Genomic DNA, 20197 nt, shown 5'->3' with positions numbered 1-20197 from the left:
CCGATGCGCCGACGGTGTCAGAGGGGGGTGTTGAAATTGTTGTGCCCAACCAATATCGACTTCCGTCCGAGGCCAACCGCGCGCTGGTACACGTGATAATGGCTGTGCGGGACCGGATGCTTGGATCAGGGAGGGGAGTGGCGTGAGCCTGAGGTTCGCCTTCTATGGCCGAGTGAGCACGGAGGACGCTCAAGACCCGGAGGCGAGCCGCAGCTGGCAGAAGCGGCGTGCCATGGACCTGATCACTCCGCACGGCGGATTCATCGCCGCCGACTACTTCGATGTGGGACAGAGCCGTTCACTGCCGTGGAAGCGCAGGCCAGAGGCGTCACGTCTGCTTGCTGATGTCGCTTGTCGGGACCGTAGCTTTGATGCCGTAGTGATTGGGGAACCCGCCCGTGCGTTCTACGGGCCGCAGTTCGCGCTCACCTTCCCTGTCCTCACGCACTACGGAGTTGGCCTGTGGGTACCCGAGGTCGGCGGAGCGGTCGATCCCGGCTCCGAGGCACACGACCTGGTGATGACTCTGTTCGGCGGCATGAGCAAGGGAGAGCGCGCTCGAATCCAAATGCGCGTCCGTACGGCGATGTCAGCACTCGCGCAGGACACCGCCAGATATCTCGGTGGTCGACCACCCTACGGTTACCGGCTCGTCGATGCCGGCCCGCATCCAAACCCTGCCAAGGCCAATCTTGGGCAGCGGCTTCACCGCCTCGAACCCGACCCCGCGACATCTTCGGTCGTCGAGCGGATCTACCGCATGTACGCCGACGGAGCGGGCCTGCGCTATATCGCGCAACTGCTCACCGACGATGGTGTACCGTCACCGAGCCAGTACGACCCGGCACGGAATCGGCATCGTGACCCACGAGGATGGTCCCATTCGGCGATCCGCGCGATACTCGACAACCCGGCGTACCGCGGTATCCGTGTTTGGGGCAAGCAGGAGAAATACGAGGTTCTGGTCAACCCCGATGATGTCGCTGCGGGGTATGAGACTCGTATGCGGTGGCGTGATGAGGCCGACTGGATCGCACCAGAACGCCGCACGCATGAAGCGCTGATCCGTGACGAACTAGCGCAGGCTGTCCGTCTTCGGATGCAGGCGCGGCGGGGTCCCGGTCTTGTTTGCAGCAGAGAGTCAACAGTGCCATATGCACTGCGTGGGCTGCTGTTCTGTGCCGCATGTGGACGGCGGATGCAGGGCGCTGCCCGCGTCGGGAAGCGAACAACACGCATCCTCTACCGTTGTGAGCTCGGTAAGTCGCGTTCGGTACCCGCGGACCTGAGTGATCACCCGCGCACCGTCTACCTCCGTGAAGATGAGGTGACTGCGCGACTTGACGAATGGATCGCCACCCTGGCCGATCCGGCCGACTTGGCACGCGGGCAAGACGCGGACCCGGTAGCAGGGGCTGGCTACGCGGCCTTGCAGCGCCAGCTCAGCGAGGCGAATGCGAAGGTTGCTGCTCTGGTTACCGCCGTGGAGTCTGGTGTGGCCGTTGAGGATTTGACTGTTGCATTGCGCCGCCGCACCGCCGAGCGCGACGAGCTGAAGGTCCGTCTTGAGCAAGCGGAGCGACCTCGCGTCATGACTGCCGCACAAATCAGCGAGTTGGTTGAGGAATTGGGCGGGCTGTCAGCAGTGCTTGGTGAGGCAACCGGGGCGGAACGCGCTCAGGTATACGCAAGCCTGGGCCTGCGCCTCGACTACGACCCGCATCTTCAGCGAGTCACGGCGACTGCCGACTTAAGTCGTGTCGCCGGACGTGTCCGAGGGGGGACTTGAACCCCCACGCCCGTTAATAGGGCACTAGCACCTCAAGCTAGCGCGTCTGCCATTCCGCCACTCGGACCTACCCGGCTCGGCCGGGCAGCTAAGGCTAACGGATGCCCAGGGCCGGACCCAAACCCAGCCCTCGCAACGCGATCCGAAGGGCCGCGAAGTGGTAGTAAAGGTAACTGTGACCGAATTCCCCGATCCTGCCGGCGACGCAGTGGGCGAGGTGGTCGAACTCGTCAGCGCGCTCATCCGATTCGACACCTCCAACACCGGCGAGCTGGCCACCACCAAAGGTGAAGCCGACTGCGCGCGCTGGGTGGCCGCCCAGCTCGAAGAGGTGGGCTATGAGACCGAATACCTCGAATCCGGCGCGCCCGGGCGAGGCAACGTCTTCGCCCGCCTCAAGGGCAGTGATCCCTCTCGCGGGGCGCTGCTGATCCACGGCCACCTTGATGTGGTGCCGGCCGAGGCCAGCGACTGGAGCGTGCACCCGTTCTCCGGGGCCGTCGAGGACGGCTATGTCTGGGGCCGCGGCGCGGTCGACATGAAGGACATGGTCGGCATGATGATCGCGGTGGCCCGGCACCTGGCCCGCGCCGGCATCACCCCGCCGCGTGATCTGGTGTTCGCGTTCGTCGCCGACGAGGAGGCCGGCGGCAAATACGGTGCCCATTGGCTCGTCGAGAACCGCCCCGACCTGTTCGCCGGGGTCACCGAGGCGATCGGGGAGGTGGGCGGCTTCTCGCTGACGGTGCCGCGCCGCGATGGCGGCGAGCGCCGGCTCTATCTGATCGAGACCGCGGAAAAAGGACTGTGCTGGATGCGGCTGCGGGCCCACGGCCGGGCCGGGCACGGCTCGATGATCAACGACGAGAACGCCGTCACCAGGTTGGCCGAGGCGGTGGCCCGGCTCGGCAGGCACCGCTTCCCGCTGGTGCTCACCGAAGCCGTGGAGCAGTTCCTGATCGCGGTGAGCGAGGAGACCGGACTGGCCATCGACGTCGACTCCCCGGACCTGGAGGGGATGATCGAGAAGCTGGGACCGATGGCACAGATCCTCAACGCCACGCTGCGTGACACCGCGACGCCCACCATGCTGCAGGCCGGCTACAAGGCCAATGTGATCCCGGCGACGGCCGAGGCGGTGCTGGACTGCCGGGTGTTGCCCGGCCGCCAGGCGGCCTTCGAGGCCGAGGTCGACGCCCTGATCGGTCCTGACGTGACCCGGGAGTGGGTCACCCTCCAGCCGTCGGTCGAGACCACCTTCGACGGCGACCTGGTGGAGGCGATGAGCGCCGCGCTGCTGGCCTGCGATCCCGAGGCCCGGGCCGTGCCCTACATGCTGTCCGGCGGAACGGATGCAAAAGCCTTCGCCAAGTTGGGTATTCGCTGCTTCGGATTCGCCCCGCTGCGGCTTCCGCCCGACCTGGACTTCGCCGCGCTGTTCCACGGGGTCGACGAGCGCGTCCCGGTCGACGCACTGAGGTTCGGCACCCGCGTACTACACCACTTCCTGACACACTGTTGACCACAACGAGAGGACCACACATGAGCTCTGCCCCCGACCCCTACGCCGCGCTGCCCAAGCTGCCGACGTTCACCCTCACCTCGACGTCGCTGACGGACGGGCAACCGCTGAGCAAGGCTCAGGTCAGCGGAATCATGGGCGCCGGTGGTGAAGACGCCAGTCCGCAGCTGAGCTGGTCGGGCTTTCCCGAGGAGACCCGCAGCTTCGCGGTCACCATTTACGACCCCGACGCACCCACCGCGTCGGGCTTCTGGCACTGGGCGGTGGCCAACCTGCCGGTCACCTGCACTGAACTGCCCGAGGGTGTCGGTGACGGCAGCCTGTTGCCCGGTGACGCGCTGACCCTGGTCAACGACGCCGGGATGCGCCGCTACGTGGGTGCCGCGCCGCCGGCCGGGCATGGCGCGCACCGGTACTACGTCGCGGTGCACGCCGTGGACGTGGAGAAGCTAGAGCTGGCCGAGGACGCCAGCCCGGCATACCTGGGCTTCAACCTGTTCATGCACGCGATCGCCCGCGCGGTGATCGTTGGGACCTACGAGCAGAACTAGCCCAGAACCAGCCCCATCTTCCCGCGAGCGTGCATGTTTGTACGGCCGCGATCGGCGAGTCGCGTACAAACATGCGCGCTCGCGCGGAGGGGAGGGGCTCGCGGAGAGGAGGGGCGCGCGGAAGGGAGGGGGCGCGTTTAGCGCGCGGCGCACCCGATCGCCTCGGCCAGCGACCCAAATCCTTCGGCCCGCAACCGCTGCGCCAGGCCGTCGTGGATGTCGCGGGCCCACAGGCCGCCGCCGTAGATGAAGCCGGTGTAGCCCTGCAGCAGCGAGGCGCCGGCGGTGATGCGCTCCCAGGCGTCGTCGGCGGTCTCGATCCCGCCCACACTGATCAGCACCAGCCGATCGCCCACCCGGGCATACAGCCGCCGCAGCACCTCCAGGGCCCGCCGAGCAACCGGTGGTCCGGAGATACCGCCGGGCCCCAGCTCGGCCACCCCGGGGGTGGCCAGCCCGTCACGCGAAATGGTGGTGTTGGTGGCCACGATGCCGGCCAAGTCCAGCTCCACGCACAAGTCGGCGATCGCATCGACGTCGGTGTCGGCCAGGTCCGGCGCGATCTTCACCAGCACCGGCTTGGTGGTCTCGGCGCGCACCGCGGCCAGAATGGGCCGCAGGGATTCGATGGCCTGCAGATCACGCAGCCCCGGGGTGTTGGGTGAGCTGACATTGACCACCACGTAGGCGGCCAGTGGAGCCAGCAGGCGGGCACTGGTGCGGTAATCGCGCACCGCGTCCTCGGGCGCAGTCACCTTGGTCTTGCCGATGTTGACCCCGATCGGCACCTCGGGCTCATGCCGTGCCAGCTGTGCCGCCAGCGCGGCCGCCCCATGGTTGTTGAACCCCATCCGGTTGAGCAGGGCGCGGTCCTGCGGCAGCCGGAACAGTCGCGGCGCGGGGTTACCCGGTTGCGCCACCGCCGTCACGGTGCCCACCTCGGCGTAGCCGAAACCCAATGCACCCCAAGCCTTTAATCCGACACCGTCTTTGTCGAATCCGGCGGCCAGGCCGAGCGGGCCGGGAAAGTGCAGCCCGAACACGGTGCTGGCCAGGATCGGATCGTGCGGCGCGAGTCGGCGTCGCAGCGCCCGGCGCGTCGGGGGTGCAGCGGTGGCGCCGCGCAACGCGGAGAACGCGACGGTGTGGATGCGTTCCGGCGGCACCAGGAACATGGCGCGGCGCAGCGCGCTGTAGAGGCCCACGGCGCTACAGTCCCGGCTGATCGACGCAGCGGTTGTCGCTGGCCGCAGTCACGGCAGTTTTCTTGCGGCGCAGTAGCACTCGCCTGCTTCCGTCGGTGTACAACCGCACTCGGGTCAGCTCCCAACCTCGGTATTCGGCTTCGATGGACAATCGGGTGGACGCCCCGAGGCGGGTGACCTCCGGCGGCAGGCGCAGCGGGATCCACTCGTAGTCATCGGAGAGCCCGGCCTCCCAACCCGCCGGCAACCGGAGCGGACGCAGGGCGGTCAACGTGGCCTCGCCGCGTGCTCGATCACCTGCACCCCGTCGCCCGAGCCGGACACCACGTACAAGGTGTCTGACTTCTCGTCTAGGGCCAGGGTATTGGGCTGCTGCACGGTCGGATAGCGAACCTTCTCCACGGGGATACCGGTGGTCAGATCGTAGCCGACCACGACGTTCGTTCCGGTCTGTGACACCCACGCGAACCCGCCCGCCCCGGCCAGGCCATACGGCGCGTTCGGCACCGGGTAATCCTGGTGCAGCATCAGCGGGTCCACGCCGTAGACCAGCAGCCGGCCACCGCGGGGATCGGCGGCCAGCACCGGCCCGTGCGGATCGGCGGCCAGGGTGGTGGCGCCCTGACCCGCGCGCAGCGCGTACTGCGGTTTGCCGTCGGTACCGATCGTCGTCACCGAGGTCTGGCCGCGGTCCAGCACCACCGCGACATCGCCCTGCGTCACGATCTGGTCGACGCGGGCGAAGATCTTCGCCCGCTCGCCGACGTGCCTGCCGTCGGACGCCAGGGTGTAGACCGCGCCGTCGGCGCTGCCCAAGACCAGGACGCCGTCCGCGCGCCGCCCGATCGCGGTGAAGTCGACGCCGGCGGCATCCTCGACATCCACCCGGGTGATCCCGCGGGTGGCCAGGTCAAGGCTGAAATAGCCGCCGCGGCTGGACAGGTAGGCGTGGCCGCCGCCATCGCCGGCCAACGCGCTCGCCGGCCCCGGCAGCGCCGCCACCGCGGGCTGCTTGGCTGAGCCGCCCACCAGTGCGACCGTGGCGGGTGCCTGCGGGTCCGGTCCGGGCACCAGCACCGCCAGCTGTCCGGTGGCGGCGTCGAACGCCGCCGCCGTCGCCTGACCGGCCAGGGGTCGCACCGTGCCGGCTGGCCGCGCGGAGGTGGCGGGGGAGACCGCGGGCTGCGCGGGTGCGATCGTGGGCGGCGGCGCGGTGATGGGATTGGATGAGCACGCTGTGAGCAGCAACAACAGCGCCAACATCGGGCCTTGGAACAGCCGGCGGGGCCGGCGGGTGAAGCGCATCAGCACGGGGCAGCTCTTCCAGCTCGTCACGGGTGGGTGGGCGGTTCGGGGGGCGACCACCGATTCTAAGGATGGCTGGCAGGCGAACTTCGCATGTCTGATGGAACTATAAGTTGGCTTAGGTGTAACCTCGCGCACATGACTGTGGTCGATGACTGGCAGCTGGCTTGTTCGGAGTTCCGCATTGAGGAGATCTGGACCGGGGCCTTCGCCAGCGGCTTCGGTGAGGTCGGCGACGGCCGCAGTTTCTCCTTCCACACCCACCAGCACAAGCTCGTGGTCGACATCTATCGGCCCCGGCTGGTCGGCCTGGTCCCGCAGGACGAGGACGTGGTGGCCAGCGCGAGCCGGCACCTGTTCGAGATCGATATCGCCGACGAGCGCAGTCTGACGGCGGCCGTGCGCGACGTGGTGTCCGGTCTGATCCGCTGACCTTCGCCCGGTACGGTCATCGTCGTGTCGGTAGTGGAGACGGTGATGTCGTGGTCGCAGGTCATTGTCCTGGCGATTGTCCAGGGGCTCACCGAATTTCTGCCGGTCTCCTCCTCGGGGCATCTGGCGCTGGTGTCGCGACTGTTCTTCGACGGTGACGCCGGTGCCTCGTTCACCGCGGTCACCCAACTGGGCACCGAGCTCGCCGTGCTCGTCTACTTCGCCAAAGACATCGCCCGCATCGCCACCGCCTGGCTGTCCGGCGTCGCGTCGGCGCTGGCCAAGACCCCGCTTCCGGCCGAGCGTCAGACCGATTACCGGATGGGCTGGTACGTCATCATCGGCACCATCCCGATCTGCGTGCTGGGGCTGGTCTTCAAGGACCTGATCCGTTCCGGGGTCCGCAACCTGTGGGTGGTGGCCACCGCCCTGGTGGTGTTCTCGCTGGTGATCGCGGCGGCCGAGTACTTCGGCCGGCAGAGGCGGCAGGCCAAGGACCTGACCTGGCGCGACGCGGTGCTGGTGGGCTCGGCGCAGACCCTGGCGCTGGTGCCCGGGGTGTCGCGGTCCGGGGCCACCATCAGCGCCGGGCTGTTCGCCGGCCTGGACCGTGAACTGGCCGCCCGATTCGGGTTCCTGCTGGCCATCCCGGCGGTCTTCGCCTCCGGGCTGTTCTCCCTGCCCGACGCGTTTCACCCCGAAGGCGCCGGAATGAGCGCATCGGGGCCGCAGCTGCTGGTGGCCACGGTGATCGCCTTCGTGGTGGGCTGGGCGGCCATCGCCTGGTTCCTCAAGTTCCTGCTGACGCACAGCATGTACTGGTTTGTCGTCTACCGGATCGTCGCGGGCACCACGATCCTGGTCCTGCTGGCCACCGGGGCATTGGCGGCCACGTCATGACCGTCATCTTGGTGCGGCACGGCCGATCCACCTCCAACACCTCCGGGGTGCTGGCCGGGCGCACCGAAGGCGTGGACCTCGACGACTTGGGCCGTGAGCAGGCCGCGCAGCTCGTCGGCCGGCTCGACGGCCTGCCCATCAAGGCGGTGGTGCGCTCACCTCTGCTGCGCTGCCGGCGCACCCTCGAACCGCTGTCGGAGGGACTCGGGCTGGAGCCGCTCGTCGACGAGCGGCTGGTCGAGGTCGACTACGGCACCTGGACCGGTCGCAAGATCAGCGAGCTGACCGCTGAACCGCTGTGGCGGGTGGTGCAGGCCCAGCCCAGCGCGGCGATCTTCCCCGAGGGCGAAGGGCTGGCGCAGGTGCAGGCCCGCGCCGTCGCCGCCGTGCGCGACCACGACCGGCAGTTGGCCGACCAGCACGGCGCCGACGTGCTGTGGGTGGCGTGCACGCACGGCGACGTGATCAAGGCCGTCATCGCCGACGCGCTGGGCGTGCATCTGGACGGTTTTCAGCGGATCACCGCCGACCCCGCGTCGGCCAGCGTGATCCGCTACACCCCGTTGCGTCCGTTCGTCATCCACCTCAATCACACAGGCGCGTCCTTGGCCGCCGCGGTGAAGAGTTCACCGGCCCATACCGGCGGTGAAAGCGACGCCGTGGTCGGCGGGTCGACCACCTAGCCGATGCCAGATGCCGGTGAACAACCGGACTGCCGGTATTTTGGAGTTGCCATGTCTCGAGCAATTCACGTCTTCCGCACTCCCGACCGCTTCGTGGCCGGGACTGTCGGCCAGCCCGGAAACCGCACTTTCTACCTGCAGGCGGTTCACGCCGAGCGGGTGGTCTCGGTGATGCTGGAAAAGCAGCAGGTCGCGGTGCTGGCCGAACGGATCGGCGCGTTGCTGCTGGAGGTCAACCGTCGGTTCGGCACCCCCGTGCCGCCCGAGCCCACCGAGATCGACGATCTGAACCCGCTGGTCACCCCCGTGGACGCGGAGTTCCGGGTCGGCACCATGGGGTTGGGCTGGGATTCGGAGGCGCAGGCGGTGGTGGTCGAGCTGCTCGCTGTCAGCGATGCCGAGTTCGATGCCTCGGTGGTGCTCGACGACACCGAGGAGGGGCCGGACGCGGTGCGGGTGTTCCTCACGCCGGAGTCCGCGCGCCAGTTCGCCACCCGCTCGAATCGAGTGATCTCCGCGGGCCGCCCGCCGTGCCCGCTGTGCGAGGAGCCGCTGGACCCGGCCGGCCACATGTGTGTGCGCACCAACGGCTATCGCCGGGGCGCTTTCGGGCCCGACGACGAGCCCGATGCGTCCGACATCTGACGACCGGGAGGCGTTGCACTCCGGGGAGCTGGAGATTCTGGGCCGCATCCGCTCGGCGAGCAACGCCACCTTCCTTTGCGAGGCGACGCTGGGGGAGCACCGTGTGCACTGCGTCTACAAGCCGGTCTCCGGCGAACAGCCGCTCTGGGATTTCCCCGACGGCACGCTGGCCGGCCGCGAACTCGCCGCGCACCTGATATCGGTGGAGTTGGGCTGGAACCTGGTTCCCTACACCATTATTCGCGACGGTCCAGCCGGTCCCGGCATGGTCCAGCGGTGGATCGATCAGCCCCAGGACGACGCCGACGAGGCGTCACCGGACCCGGAGCTGGTCGACATCGTTCCCGCTGATCACATTCCTGCCGGCTACCTGCCGGTGCTGCAGGCCTACGGACACACCGGCGAACCGGTCACCCTGGTGCACGCCGACGACGCTCGGCTGCGCCGGCTGGCCGTCTTCGACGTGGTGATCAACAACGCCGACCGCAAGGGCGGTCACGTGCTGTGCGGTGTCGACGGCCACGTCTACGGCGTCGACCACGGCGTCAGCCTGCACACCCAGGACAAATTGCGCACCGTGCTGTGGGGGTGGGCGGGCAGGCCGCTGGCCGGCCTCGATGACGACGCGCTGCCGGCCCTGTCGCGGCTGCTGACCGCGCTGGACGGGCCGCTGTCGGCTGTCCTTCAACCACATCTGACCGCCGAGGAGATCACCGCGCTGCACCGACGGGTCACCGACCTGCTGGAGCACCCGGTGATGCCGGCCCCGAACCGTCACCGACCGATACCCTGGCCGGCCTTCTGAGATACGCCGCGCCAAACAGCCGCCGAGTGTGCGTTTTCGGTGGCGCAATCGGCTCACCGACCACCAAAGCGCACACTCGCGAAACCAGCGCCGCCTCGCGTCGGGAATACTGCCAAGCGTGACGCTGACTGACGCGGCGCTGGCCGCCGAACTGGCAGTCGACGCCGGAAAGCTCTTGCTGGCGGTGCGTGACCAGGTGGGATTCGCCCAGCCCTGGCACCTCGGCGACACCGGCGACGGTCGGGCAAACCAGCTGATCATCCGCCGGCTGCGCGACGAACGCCCCGGAGACGCCGTGCTCAGCGAGGAATCACCGGACACGCTGGCCCGGCTGCACTCCGACCGGGTGTGGATCGTCGACCCGCTGGACGGCACCCGCGAATTCACCACCCCCGGACGCGACGACTGGGCGGTGCACATCGCACTGTGGCAGCGTCAGGGCGCCGACGGCTTCGGCGCCATCACCGATGCCGCGGTGTCCCTGCCGGCCTACGGCAACCGCAGCAACGTCGTCTTCCGCACCGACACGGTGACCCCGCCGGTCATGTCGACCGGGGTGCCCCAACCCATTCGGGTGGCGGTCAGCGCGTCCCGGATGCCGTCGGTGGTGCGGCTCATCCGGGAGGTCTTGCCGGTGGAGCCGGTTCTGATGGGATCGGCGGGTGCCAAGGCCATGGCCGTGGTGCGCGGCGACGTGGACGCCTACCTGCACGCCGGTGGTCAATGGGAGTGGGATTCGGCCGCCCCGGCCGGTGTGGTGCTGGCGGCGGGTCTGCACGCCTCGCGCATCGACGGCTCGCCGCTGCGCTACAACCGGCCCGATCCTTACCTGCCCGACCTGCTGATGTGTCGGCCCGACGTGGCGCCCATCCTGCTGGACGCCATGCGGCGGACCGTGCTGTAGCGGAGGGGCCCTAAAGTCGTGGGCATGCAATCGTGGTCCGCGCCGGCCGTTCCGGTTCTGCCCGGGCACGGCCCGGCACTGCGCCTCTATGACACCGCCGACCGCCAGGTGCGCCCGGTGTCGCCGGGCCCGACGGCTCGCATGTACGTCTGCGGCATCACGCCTTATGACGCCACGCATCTGGGCCACGCGGCCACCTACCTGGCCTTCGATCTGATTCACCGACTCTGGCTCGACGCGGGCCACCGGGTCGATTACGTGCAGAACGTCACCGATGTCGACGACCCGCTGCTGGAGCGCGCCGAGCGTGACGGTGTGGCGTGGGATTCCCTGGCGGCCAGTCAGGTCGAGCTGTTCGGCACCGACATGGCCGCGCTGCGGGTGCTGCCGCCCCGCGACTACGTGGCGGCCACCGAGGCCATCGCCGAGGTGGTCGAGGTGGTGGAGAAGATGCTGGCCGCCGGTTCGGCCTACGCCGTGGACGGCGACTATCCCGACATCTACTTTCGCGCCGACGCCACCGAGCAGTTCGGCTACGAATCCGGATTCGACCACGCCACCATGGTCGAGCTGTTCGCCGAGCGCGGGGGCGATCCAGACCGAGACGGCAAGGCTGACCCACTGGACGCCCTGCTGTGGCGCGCGGCCCGCCCGGGTGAACCCAGCTGGCCGGCGCCGTTCGGGGCGGGCCGCCCGGGCTGGCACGTCGAGTGCGCCGCGATCGCGCTGAGCCGGCTGGGCTCCGTCCTCGACATTCAGGGCGGCGGATCCGATCTGGTCTTCCCGCACCACGAGTTCTCCGCCGCACATGCCGAATCCCTCACCGGGGAGCGCCGCTTCGCCCGGCACTATGTGCACGCCGGGATGATCGGCTGGGACGGCCACAAGATGTCCAAGAGCCGCGGCAACCTGGTACTCGTATCGAAGTTGCGCGCACAGGGGATCGAGCCGGCCGCGATCCGGTTGGGCCTGCTGGCCGGGCATTACCGCAGTGACCGGTTCTGGGACGACGCGACCCTGCAGGACGCGGTCGCGCGCCTGCACCGCTGGAGGGCCGCGACCACCCTGCCCGCGGGACCGTCCGCCGAGGACGTCATCGCCCGGGTGCGCCGCTACCTCGCCGACGATCTGGACACCGGCAAGGCGCTGGCCGCCCTGGACGGCTGGACCACCGATGCGCTGGAGTACGGCGGCCACGACACCGGCGCGCCGGCGCTGGTGGCCACCGCAGTCGATGCGCTGCTGGGAGTGGCGCTCTGATTCACGCGCACCGAGGGTAGGTTGAGCGCATGTCTTCGATTCACTCCCAGGTCGTCTTCATCACCGGCGGCGCGCACGGTATCGGCGAGCAGCTGGCACGTCGGTTGCACTCCCAGGGCGCCCGCGTGGTGGTGACCGACCTGGACGAGGCCGCCCTCACCAAGCTGGGCGATGAACTCGGCGAACGGGCGCTGACCGCCGTCGCCGACGTGCGGGACCTGGCCGCCCTGCAGGCGGTGGCCGCACAGGCCGCAGAGCGGTTCGGCGGCATCGACACCGTCGTGGCCAACGCCGGCATCGCCAGCTACGGGTCGGTGCTGAATGTGGACCCCGAGACGTTCAAACGGGTGATCGATGTCGACGTGATCGGGGTCTTCAACACCGTGCGCGCCGCGCTGCCGTCGGTCATCGAGCGTCGCGGCTATGTGCTGGTCGTGTCCTCGCTGGCGGCGTTCAGCCCGTTGGCTGGAATGGCCTCCTACGACGCGGCCAAGGCCGGAGTTGAGCACTTCGCCAGCGCGCTGCGCCAGGAGGTCGCCTATCAGGGGGTGGAGGTCGGTTCGGCGCACATGGGATGGATCGACACGCCGTTGGTTCGCGACACCAAGGCCGATCTGGGTGCTTTCGACGACATGATGGCTACGCTGCCGTGGCCGTTGAACAAGACCACTTCGGTCGACAAGTGCGTTGACGCCTTCGTCAAGGGCATCGAAGGCCGCAGCCGTCGCGTCTACTGCCCGCGTTGGGTGGGGGCGTTCCGCTGGCTCAAGCCGGTGCTGACCCTGCGTCCGGTGGAACGCACCTTGATCAAGGGAGCCGCCACGATCGTGCCGCGGATGGACGCCGAAGTCGCTGCACTCGGCCGCTCCACCAGCGCCTACAACGAGAAAATGGAGAAGTAGCCCGCACCGGCCCGCCGGCTCAGCGCCGCCGGCGCCGCAGGTAGCGCTCGAACTCGGCCGCCAGCGCGTCGCCGTCGACCTTGCTCAGCGCATCGGTCATGTCGACCTCCGCGTCGCCGCGCTCTTCCAGCGCGGTCACATAGTCGGCGATCTCGTCGTCCTCGCTGGCCATCTCGCTGACCGCCAGCTCCCATTCCTCGGCCTGCGCCGGCAGGTCACCCAGCGGAACCTCGATGTCCAGGGCGTCCTCGACGCGCCGCAGCAGGGCAACGGTCGCCTTGGGGTTGGGCGGCTGCGAGACGTAGTGCGGCACCGCCGCCCAGAAGGTCACCGCGGGGATACCGGCCGCCACGCACGCGTCCTGGAACACCCCGGTGATGCCGGTCGGGCCTTCGTAGCGGGTCTCGGCTAGCCCGAAGCGCGCGGCCGACTCCGCCGAGTACGCCGCCCCCGACACCGGCACCGGGCGAGTGTGGGGGGTGTCGGCCAGCAGCGCCCCCAGGATGACGATGACCACGGTGTCCACGTTCAGTTGCTCGATGATCGCCAGCAGCTGGGCGCAGAACGACCGCCACCGCATATTCGGCTCGACCCCGTGCATGAGCACGATGTCGCGGTCACTGCCTGGCGGGCGGCAGTGCGAGATACGCATCGACGGCCAGACCAGTTCACGGGTCACGCCGTCGAGCTGGCGGATCACCGGCCGGTTCACCTGGTAGTCGTAATAGGCCTCGTCGTCGATCTCGACGATCAGCCGGGCCTCCCAGATGTTGTTCAGATGCTGCACCGCGTCGCTGGCGGCGTCGCCGGCATCATTCCAGCCCTCGAACGCAGCCACGACGATGGTGTCGTGCAGCTCGGGAAGGGTAGCGCCGTCATCCGGTCGGGTCACGGAATCAGCCTACGGCGTGGGTCACGAAGACGGGCCCTACCGGACCCGCCGCGTCGCCCTGTTGCATGGGGTATTGGTCCCCAAGCGGGGCGACGACGTAGACTTTCGGGCGTCGAGAGGCGTTGCAACGGTTCGCCGGTCTCTGGTGACCGCCACGCTCGGCAGAGTTAAGGACGCCTTCCGCCATGGAAGGGACGTACGTGAACGCCACTGAGCTGAACTCCTCGGCGCCCGAAACCTTCGTGCCGAACATCCGCCCTGATTGCACCGACGAGCTGACGGCCGCGCTGAACAGCCGGATCATGGTGATCGACGGCGCCATGGGCACGGCGATTCAGCGTGACCGCCCCGATGAGGCCGGCTACCGCGGCGACCGCTTCACCGAGTGGCCCACCGCTCTGCAGGGCAACAACGACCTGCTGACGCTGACGCAGCCGCAGATCATCGAGGGCATCCACCGCGAATACCTTGAGGCCGGCGCCGACATCCTGGAGACCAACACGTTCAACGCGAACGCGGTCTCGCTCGCCGACTACGACATGGTCGATCTCAGCTACGAGCTGAACTACGCCGGCGCAGCCCTGGCGCGCAAGGCCTGCGACGAGTTCAGCACCGCGGACAAGCCCCGCTACGTGGCGGGCGCCATCGGTCCGACGACGCGCACCGCGTCGATCTCGCCGGACGTCAACGACCCGGGCGCTCGCAACGTCTCCTACGACCAGCTGGTGGCCGCCTACCTGGAGGCCGCCAACGGACTGGTCGACGGTGGTTCCGACATCATCATCATCGAGACCATCTTCGACTCGCTCAACGCCAAGGCCGCGGTGTTCGCCGTCGAGACGCTGTTCGAGCAGCGTGGGCGCCGTTGGCCGGTGATCATCTCGGGCACCATCACCGATGCGTCCGGACGCACGTTGTCCGGTCAGGTCACCGAAGCGTTCTGGAACTCGATCCGGCATGCGAAGCCGATCGCGGTGGGCCTCAACTGCGCCCTGGGCGCACCGGAGATGCGGCCCTACATCGCCGAGATGGCGCGCATCGCCGACACCTACGTGTCCTGCTACCCGAATGCGGGTCTGCCCAACGCCTTCGGCGAGTACGACGAATCGCCGGAGCGTCAGGCGGGCTACATCGCGGACTTCGCCGACGCGGGCCTGGTGAACCTGGTGGGCGGGTGCTGCGGCACGGCGCCGCCACACATCGCCGAGATCGCCAAGATCGTCGAGGGCAAGCCACCGCGTGAGCTGCCGACACTGGAGGTGGCCACCCGGCTCTCGGGCCTGGAACCGCTCAACATCACCGATGACTCGCTGTTCGTGAACATCGGCGAGCGCACCAACATCACCGGTTCCGCCCGGTTCCGCAACCTGATCAAGGCCGAGGACTACGACACCGCGCTGTCGGTCGCGCTGCAGCAGGTCGAGGTCGGCGCACAGGTCATCGACATCAACATGGACGAGGGCATGATCGACGGCGTCGCCGCGATGGACCGGTTCACCAAACTGATTGCGGCAGAACCGGACATCAGCCGTGTCCCGGTGATGATCGACTCCTCCAAGTGGGAGGTCATCGAGGCGGGCCTGAAGAACGTGCAGGGCAAGCCGATCGTCAACTCGATCTCCATGAAGGAGGGCGAGGAGAAGTTCGTCCGCGAGGCTCGGCTGTGCCGCAAATACGGCGCCGCCGTGGTCGTGATGGCTTTCGACGAGCAGGGCCAGGCCGACAACCTGGAGCGCCGCAAGGAGATCTGCGGGCGGGCCTACCGGATCCTCACCGAGGAGGTCGGATTCCCGGCCGAGGACATCATCTTCGACCCGAACTGCTTCGCCCTGGCGACCGGCATCGAGGAGCACGCGACCTACGGCATCGACTTCATCGAGGCCTGCGCCTGGATCAAGGAGAACCTGCCCGGGGTGCACATCTCCGGCGGTATCTCCAACGTGTCGTTCTCGTTCCGGGGCAACAACCCGGTGCGTGAGGCCATCCACGCGGTGTTCCTGTTCCACGCGATCAAGGCCGGCTTGGACATGGGCATCGTCAACGCCGGGTCGCTGGTGCCCTATGACTCGATCGACGCCGAGCTGCGCGACCGGATCGAAGACGTCGTCCTTAACCGTCGCCCCGATGCCGCCGAGCGGCTCCTGGAGATCGCCGAGAAGTTCAACAGCTCCGAGAAGGCCGAAGATCCGGTGGCGGCCGAGTGGCGCAGTCTGCCGGTCCGCGAACGCATCACGCACGCCCTGGTGAAGGGCATCGACGCCCACGTCGATGACGACACCGAGGAACTGCGGGCCGAGATCGACGCCGCCGGTGGACGTCCGATCGAGGTGATCGAGGGCCCGCTCATGGACGGCATGAACGTGGTCGGCGACCTCTTCGGCGCGGGCAAGATGTTTCTGCCCCAGGTGGTGAAGTCGGCCCGGGTGATGAAGAAGGCCGTGGCCTACCTGCTGCCGTTCATCGAGGCGGAGAAGGAAGCCGCCGGCGCCACCGCGGACAAGGACACCAACGGCACCATCGTGATGGCGACGGTGAAGGGCGATGTGCACGACATCGGCAAGAACATCGTCGGAGTCGTGCTGCAGTGCAACAACTACGAGGTGATCGATCTCGGGGTCATGGTGCCCGCCCAGAAGATCTTGGATGCCGCCAAGGAACACCACGCCGACATCATCGGTCTGTCGGGCCTGATCACCCCGTCGCTCGATGAGATGGTCAACTTCGCGGTCGAGATGGAACGCGAAGGCATGGAGATACCGCTGCTGATCGGCGGCGCCACCACCTCGCGTGCCCACACCGCGGTGAAGATCTCACCGCGCCGCAGCGGACCGGTGGTCTGGGTCAAGGACGCATCCCGCTCGGTGCCGGTGGCCGCCGCGCTGCTCGACGACAAGCAGCGGCCGGCCCTGCTGGAGTCCACCGAGGCCGACTACGCGTCGCTGCGGGAACGTCACGCGCAGAAGAACGAGCGGCCCATGGTGCCACTGGAGAAGGCCCGCGCGAACCGCACGCCGATCGAGTGGGACGGCTACACCCCGCCGGTACCCGCCATCGGCACGGGAGTGCGGGAATTCCTGGACTACGACCTCGCCGAGCTGCGGGAATACATCGACTGGCAGCCGTTCTTCAACGCCTGGGAGATGAAGGGCCGTTTCCCCGACATCCTCAACAATCCGGCCTCGGGCGAGGCGGCGCGCAAGCTCTATGACGACGCCCAAGAGATGCTGGACACCCTGATCAAGGAGAAGTGGCTGACCGCCAACGGCGTGATCGGCTTCTTCCCGGCGAACGTGGTCGGTGATGACATCGAGGTCTACACCGACGACACCCGCACCGAGGTGCTGACCACGTTGCACAACCTGCGCCAGCAGGGTGAGCACCGGGCCGGCATCCCCAACCGTTCGCTGGGCGACTTCATCGCCCCCAAGGAAACGGGCTTGAAGGACTACGTCGGCGCCTTCGCCGTCACCTCGGGGCTTGGCAGCGGAGAGAAGATCGCCGAGTTCAAGGAGGCGCTCGACGACTACAGCGCCATCCTGCTGGAGTCGATCGCCGACCGGCTGGCCGAGGCGTTCGCCGAGCGGATGCATCAGCGGGTGCGCACCGAGCTCTGGGGATACCAGCGCGACGAGCAGTTGGACAACGAGGCGCTCATCGGGGAGAAGTACGTGGGAATCCGGCCCGCCCCCGGCTACCCGGCCTGCCCCGAGCACACCGAGAAGGCAACGCTCTGGAAGCTGATGGACGTCCAGGAGCGCACGGGTATCGAATTGACCGAGTCGATGGCGATGTGGCCCGGTGCGGCCGTCAGCGGCTGGTATTTCTCCCACCCGCAGTCGCAGTACTTCGTGATCGGCCGGCTGGCCCAGGATCAGGTCGCCGACTACGCCCGGCGCAAGGGCTGGACCCTGACTGAAGCCGAGCGCTGGCTGGCCCCCAACCTCGGCTACAACCCGGAGGACTGAACCCGTTGGGCGAGGGTTCGGCGGTGCTGCGTGCGGTGCTGTGCGACATGGACGGCACCCTGGTGGATTCCGAGAAGCTCTGGGATGTCGCGATGCATGCGCTCTATGACCGCCTGGGCGGTGTGCTGACCCCGGAGGTTCGAGCATTGACGGTCGGCGGCAGCGCACGCGACACCATGCGCACCGTCTATGAGGACCTGGGGCTGCCGCTGGACCCGGAGGCGATGGCGGCCACGACGCGCTGGATGCACGACTACACCGGCGAGCTGTTCGATGCCGGTCTGCCCTGGTGCGACGGGGCCCGGGAGTTGCTCGATGAGCTGGCCGCCGCGGCGGTGCCGACCGCGTTGGTGACCAACACCGCCCGGATGCTGACGGAGCGGGCGCTGGGCAGCATCGGGCGTCACTATTTTGCCGTCGTGGTCTGCGGTGACGAGGTGGCGCAGGGCAAGCCGGCCCCGGCCCCTTATCTGCGTGCCGCGCAGCTGCTGCGGCTGGACACCCGCGAGTGCCTGGCGGTCGAGGACTCACCCACCGGTGCCGCTGCCGCGGAGGCCGCGGGTTGCGCGGTTCTGGTGGCACCCAATGCGCTCCCGGTCCCCGATGGGCCACGACGGCATCAGGTGGCGTCCCTGGCCGGGCTGTCGGTGGGGGACCTGAGCAGAATTCACGGCGAGCTCACCGGCTCGGCGCGAGTCGCCGCCGGAAACCGCCGTGACCGTCGGTGACCGGGCATGAAACAATCGCTGCTCGTGAAGACCTTCGAGGAGCTGTTCGCCGAGCTCGGTGAGCGTGCCGCCACCCGCCCGGCCGGCAGCGCCACCGTGGCCGCGCTGGACGCCGGGGTGCACACCGTCGGCAAGAAGATCCTGGAGGAGGCCGGCGAGGTGTGGCTGGCCGCCGAGCATGAGTCCGACGACGCGCTGGCGGGCGAGATCAGTCAACTGCTGTATTGGACGCAGGTGCTGATGATCTCGCGCGGCCTGACGCTGTCCGACGTGTACGGCAAGCTGTGAGCATGTTGCGCGTGGCGGTCCCCAACAAGGGGGCGCTCAGTGAGGCGGCCGCGGCCATGCTGTCCGAGGCCGGCTACCGCAGCCGTACCGACGCCAAGGACCTGACCGTCATCGATCCGGTCAACAAGGTCGAGTTCTTCTTTTTGCGGCCCAAGGACATCGCCATCTACGTCGGTTCCGGTGAGCTCGACTTCGGGATCACCGGACGCGATCTGGCCGCCGAGTCCGGTGCGCCCGTGGCCGAGCGGTTGGCGCTGGGCTTCGGGTCCTCGCGGTTCCGCTACGCCGCTCCGGTTGGGCGCGAGTGGGTGGCGGCGGACCTGGCCGGCAAGAGGATCGCGACGGCCTATCCCAACCTGGTCCGCAAGGATCTGGCGGGCAAGGGGATCGAGGCCACCGTCATCCGGCTCGACGGGGCGGTGGAGATCTCGATCCAGTTGGGGGTCGCTGACGCGATCGCCGACGTGGTGGGTTCCGGCCGGACGCTGCGTCAGCACGGACTGGCGGCTTTCGGTGAGTCGCTGTGCGACTCAGAAGCGGTGTTGATCGAGGGCGCGCAGCCCAACGGCCGCAGCGCCGAGACCGCCGCCGCCCGTGACCAGTTGGCTGCCCGGGTGCAGGGCGTGGTGTTCGGGCAGCAGTACCTGATGCTCGACTATGACTGCCCGCGTGAGGTTCTCGAACAGGCCACGGCGATCACCCCGGGTCTGGAGTCGCCAACCATCGCTCCACTCGCGGACCCGGATTGGGCCGCCGTGCGCGCACTGGTTCCGCGGCGCGGGGTCAACGCGATCATGGATGAGTTGGCCGCGATCGGCGCCAAGGCCATCCTGGCCTCCGACATCAGATTCTGCCGATTTTGATCAGTGCCGGTCACGGCGGCTTTCGCGTGTTAGCGTCGGCGTGATCTGGCTCGATCGGCCTTGGAGGTTGTGGTGACGCATTTCATCGTTTTGCTGCTCGCACTGCTCATCGGCGCTGTCGCCGGCCTGCGCGCGCTTACCGCGCCGGCCGTCATGGCCTGGGCGGCTGCGCTGCACTGGATCAACTTGGACGGCACCTGGGCTCACTGGCTCAGCCACCCGGCGACCGTCACCGTACTCACGGTGTTGGCCGTCGGCGAGCTCATCACCGACCAACTGCCCAGCACCCCGGCGCGCACCGTGCCCGTGCAGTTCGGCGCGCGAATCGTGTTGGGCGGCTTCGCCGGCGCGGTCTTGGGCACGGCCTGGAACTTCACCTGGACCTCTCTGGGTGCGGGCATCATCGGCGCGGTGATCGGCACTCTGGTCGGTTTCCAGCTGAGGCAGCGACTGGTTGCCGCCAACGGCGGGCATGACCTGCCGATCGCGTTGCTGGAAGACAGTGTCGCGGTGTTGGGCGGTATCGCGATCGCCGCGTTGACCCAGGTGGTCTGAGCC

Annotated in this window: 20 protein-coding genes and 1 tRNA gene; 16 read left to right on the top strand and 5 right to left on the bottom strand. The window is 68.3% G+C overall.

From position 1 onward, the window contains the following. The first annotated feature begins 142 nt into the window (after positions 1–142). A complete protein-coding gene (locus tag BST15_RS06305; RefSeq protein ID WP_082698416.1) occupies positions 143–1789 on the top strand; it encodes a recombinase family protein in 1647 nt (548 codons plus the stop codon). Here BST15_RS06305 and BST15_RS06300 read toward each other — a convergent pair. After that, a tRNA-Leu gene (locus tag BST15_RS06300) sits at positions 1771–1856 on the bottom strand. The genes BST15_RS06305 and BST15_RS06300 overlap by 19 nt on opposite strands. 108 nt (positions 1857–1964) lie before the next feature. On the opposite strand from BST15_RS06300, the gene BST15_RS06295 reads away from it, so the two are divergent. Together BST15_RS06295 and BST15_RS06290 are read left to right on the top strand one after the other, a co-directional pair. Further along, positions 1965–3311, top strand: a complete 1347-nt coding sequence (locus tag BST15_RS06295; protein ID WP_109370882.1) for a M20/M25/M40 family metallo-hydrolase — start codon at positions 1965–1967, stop codon at positions 3309–3311. A 20-nt stretch (positions 3312–3331) separates the two neighbouring features. Beyond that, the gene (locus tag BST15_RS06290) at positions 3332–3862 is read left to right on the top strand and encodes a YbhB/YbcL family Raf kinase inhibitor-like protein (RefSeq protein ID WP_046190484.1); all 531 of its coding nucleotides are present in this window, start codon (positions 3332–3334) and stop codon (positions 3860–3862) included. Positions 3863–3999: 137 nt separating this feature from the next. Here the strand turns inward: BST15_RS06290 and BST15_RS06285 are convergent, their stop codons facing one another. The 3 genes from BST15_RS06285 to BST15_RS06275 are packed head-to-tail and all read right to left on the bottom strand — an operon-like array spanning position 4000 to position 6372. Then, on the bottom strand, positions 4000–5067 hold the full coding sequence (locus BST15_RS06285; RefSeq protein ID WP_083070859.1) for a quinone-dependent dihydroorotate dehydrogenase: 1068 nt from the start codon (positions 5065–5067) through the stop codon (positions 4000–4002). Between the two features lie 4 nt (positions 5068–5071). Continuing rightward, positions 5072–5338, bottom strand: coding sequence for a DUF5703 family protein (locus BST15_RS06280; protein WP_046190485.1), 267 nt, complete (start codon positions 5336–5338; stop codon positions 5072–5074). Beyond that, positions 5335–6372, bottom strand: a complete 1038-nt coding sequence (locus tag BST15_RS06275; protein ID WP_207572046.1) for a YncE family protein — start codon at positions 6370–6372, stop codon at positions 5335–5337. Before BST15_RS06275 ends, BST15_RS06280 begins: the two co-directional genes overlap by 4 nt. Positions 6373–6510: 138 nt before the next feature. Here BST15_RS06275 and BST15_RS06270 point away from each other — a divergent pair, with 138 nt between their 5' ends. The 8 genes from BST15_RS06270 (at position 6511) to BST15_RS06235 (ending at position 12903) form a co-directional block, all read left to right on the top strand. Then, on the top strand, positions 6511–6804 hold the full coding sequence (locus BST15_RS06270) for a hypothetical protein (protein ID WP_046190841.1): 294 nt from the start codon (positions 6511–6513) through the stop codon (positions 6802–6804). Between the two features lie 45 nt (positions 6805–6849). Then, entirely contained in the window at positions 6850–7704 is an 855-nt protein-coding gene (locus BST15_RS06265; RefSeq protein WP_046190846.1) for an undecaprenyl-diphosphate phosphatase, read from the top strand. After that, positions 7701–8387: a histidine phosphatase family protein gene (locus BST15_RS06260; protein ID WP_046190840.1), complete on the top strand. Its 687-nt coding sequence runs from the start codon at positions 7701–7703 to the stop codon at positions 8385–8387. Before BST15_RS06265 ends, BST15_RS06260 begins: the two co-directional genes overlap by 4 nt. Before the next feature lie 51 nt (positions 8388–8438). Continuing rightward, entirely contained in the window at positions 8439–9032 is a 594-nt protein-coding gene (locus BST15_RS06255; protein ID WP_046190839.1) for a DUF3090 domain-containing protein, read from the top strand. After that, positions 9016–9837, top strand: a complete 822-nt coding sequence (locus BST15_RS06250) for an SCO1664 family protein (protein ID WP_046190838.1) — start codon at positions 9016–9018, stop codon at positions 9835–9837. Before BST15_RS06255 ends, BST15_RS06250 begins: the two co-directional genes overlap by 17 nt. Before the next feature lie 118 nt (positions 9838–9955). Next, on the top strand, positions 9956–10741 hold the full coding sequence (locus BST15_RS06245) for a 3'(2'),5'-bisphosphate nucleotidase CysQ (protein WP_083070858.1): 786 nt from the start codon (positions 9956–9958) through the stop codon (positions 10739–10741). Positions 10742–10765: 24 nt separating this feature from the next. Then, the gene (gene mshC, locus BST15_RS06240) at positions 10766–12001 is read left to right on the top strand and encodes a cysteine--1-D-myo-inosityl 2-amino-2-deoxy-alpha-D-glucopyranoside ligase (RefSeq protein ID WP_046190837.1); all 1236 of its coding nucleotides are present in this window, start codon (positions 10766–10768) and stop codon (positions 11999–12001) included. A gap of 29 nt (positions 12002–12030) precedes the next feature. Next, a complete protein-coding gene (locus BST15_RS06235) occupies positions 12031–12903 on the top strand; it encodes an SDR family oxidoreductase (protein WP_046190836.1) in 873 nt (290 codons plus the stop codon). Between the two features lie 19 nt (positions 12904–12922). On the opposite strand, the gene BST15_RS06230 is transcribed toward BST15_RS06235, so the two are convergent. Next, on the bottom strand, positions 12923–13795 hold the full coding sequence (locus BST15_RS06230) for a PAC2 family protein (RefSeq protein ID WP_083070857.1): 873 nt from the start codon (positions 13793–13795) through the stop codon (positions 12923–12925). Positions 13796–13980: 185 nt separating this feature from the next. Here BST15_RS06230 and metH point away from each other — a divergent pair, with 185 nt between their 5' ends. From metH to BST15_RS06205, 5 genes are all read left to right on the top strand, one after another. After that, positions 13981–17760 carry a methionine synthase gene (gene metH / locus BST15_RS06225; RefSeq protein WP_046190834.1) on the top strand — a complete coding sequence of 1260 codons (3780 nt, stop codon included), beginning with the start codon at positions 13981–13983 and terminating at the stop codon, positions 17758–17760. 26 nt (positions 17761–17786) lie between these two features. Beyond that, positions 17787–18488, top strand: a complete 702-nt coding sequence (locus BST15_RS06220) for an HAD family hydrolase (RefSeq protein ID WP_046190844.1) — start codon at positions 17787–17789, stop codon at positions 18486–18488. Between the two features lie 6 nt (positions 18489–18494). Beyond that, on the top strand, positions 18495–18776 hold the full coding sequence (locus BST15_RS06215) for a phosphoribosyl-ATP diphosphatase (protein WP_046190833.1): 282 nt from the start codon (positions 18495–18497) through the stop codon (positions 18774–18776). Between the two features lie 2 nt (positions 18777–18778). Beyond that, positions 18779–19639, top strand: coding sequence for an ATP phosphoribosyltransferase (gene hisG, locus BST15_RS06210; protein ID WP_046190832.1), 861 nt, complete (start codon positions 18779–18781; stop codon positions 19637–19639). A 72-nt stretch (positions 19640–19711) separates the two neighbouring features. Then, the gene (locus tag BST15_RS06205) at positions 19712–20194 is read left to right on the top strand and encodes a DUF4126 family protein (RefSeq protein ID WP_046190843.1); all 483 of its coding nucleotides are present in this window, start codon (positions 19712–19714) and stop codon (positions 20192–20194) included. Positions 20195–20197: the final 3 nt, after the last annotated feature.

This window comes from Mycolicibacter arupensis, from assembly GCF_002086515.1.
GTDB classification, from domain to species: Bacteria; Actinomycetota; Actinomycetes; order Mycobacteriales; family Mycobacteriaceae; genus Mycobacterium; species Mycobacterium arupense.
Note: the sequence above shows the minus strand (reverse complement) of the source record. Positions and strands in the feature narration are given on the sequence as shown.

What these genes read in the sequence shown, in the direction of transcription:
- BST15_RS06290 (WP_046190484.1), top strand. Translation starts at nt 3,332, where the DNA reads ATGAGCTCTGCCCCCGACCCCTACGCCGCGCTGCCCAAGCTGCCGACG.
- BST15_RS06275 (WP_207572046.1), bottom strand. Translation starts at nt 6,372, where the DNA reads ATGCGCTTCACCCGCCGGCCCCGCCGGCTGTTCCAAGGCCCGATGTTG.
- BST15_RS06270 (WP_046190841.1), top strand. Translation starts at nt 6,511, where the DNA reads ATGACTGTGGTCGATGACTGGCAGCTGGCTTGTTCGGAGTTCCGCATT.
- BST15_RS06265 (WP_046190846.1), top strand. Translation starts at nt 6,850, where the DNA reads ATGTCGTGGTCGCAGGTCATTGTCCTGGCGATTGTCCAGGGGCTCACC.
- BST15_RS06260 (WP_046190840.1), top strand. Translation starts at nt 7,701, where the DNA reads ATGACCGTCATCTTGGTGCGGCACGGCCGATCCACCTCCAACACCTCC.
- BST15_RS06255 (WP_046190839.1), top strand. Translation starts at nt 8,439, where the DNA reads ATGTCTCGAGCAATTCACGTCTTCCGCACTCCCGACCGCTTCGTGGCC.
- BST15_RS06250 (WP_046190838.1), top strand. Translation starts at nt 9,016, where the DNA reads ATGCGTCCGACATCTGACGACCGGGAGGCGTTGCACTCCGGGGAGCTG.
- mshC (WP_046190837.1), top strand. Translation starts at nt 10,766, where the DNA reads ATGCAATCGTGGTCCGCGCCGGCCGTTCCGGTTCTGCCCGGGCACGGC.
- BST15_RS06235 (WP_046190836.1), top strand. Translation starts at nt 12,031, where the DNA reads ATGTCTTCGATTCACTCCCAGGTCGTCTTCATCACCGGCGGCGCGCAC.
- metH (WP_046190834.1), top strand. Translation starts at nt 13,981, where the DNA reads ATGGAAGGGACGTACGTGAACGCCACTGAGCTGAACTCCTCGGCGCCC.
- BST15_RS06215 (WP_046190833.1), top strand. Translation starts at nt 18,495, where the DNA reads ATGAAACAATCGCTGCTCGTGAAGACCTTCGAGGAGCTGTTCGCCGAG.
- hisG (WP_046190832.1), top strand. Translation starts at nt 18,779, where the DNA reads ATGTTGCGCGTGGCGGTCCCCAACAAGGGGGCGCTCAGTGAGGCGGCC.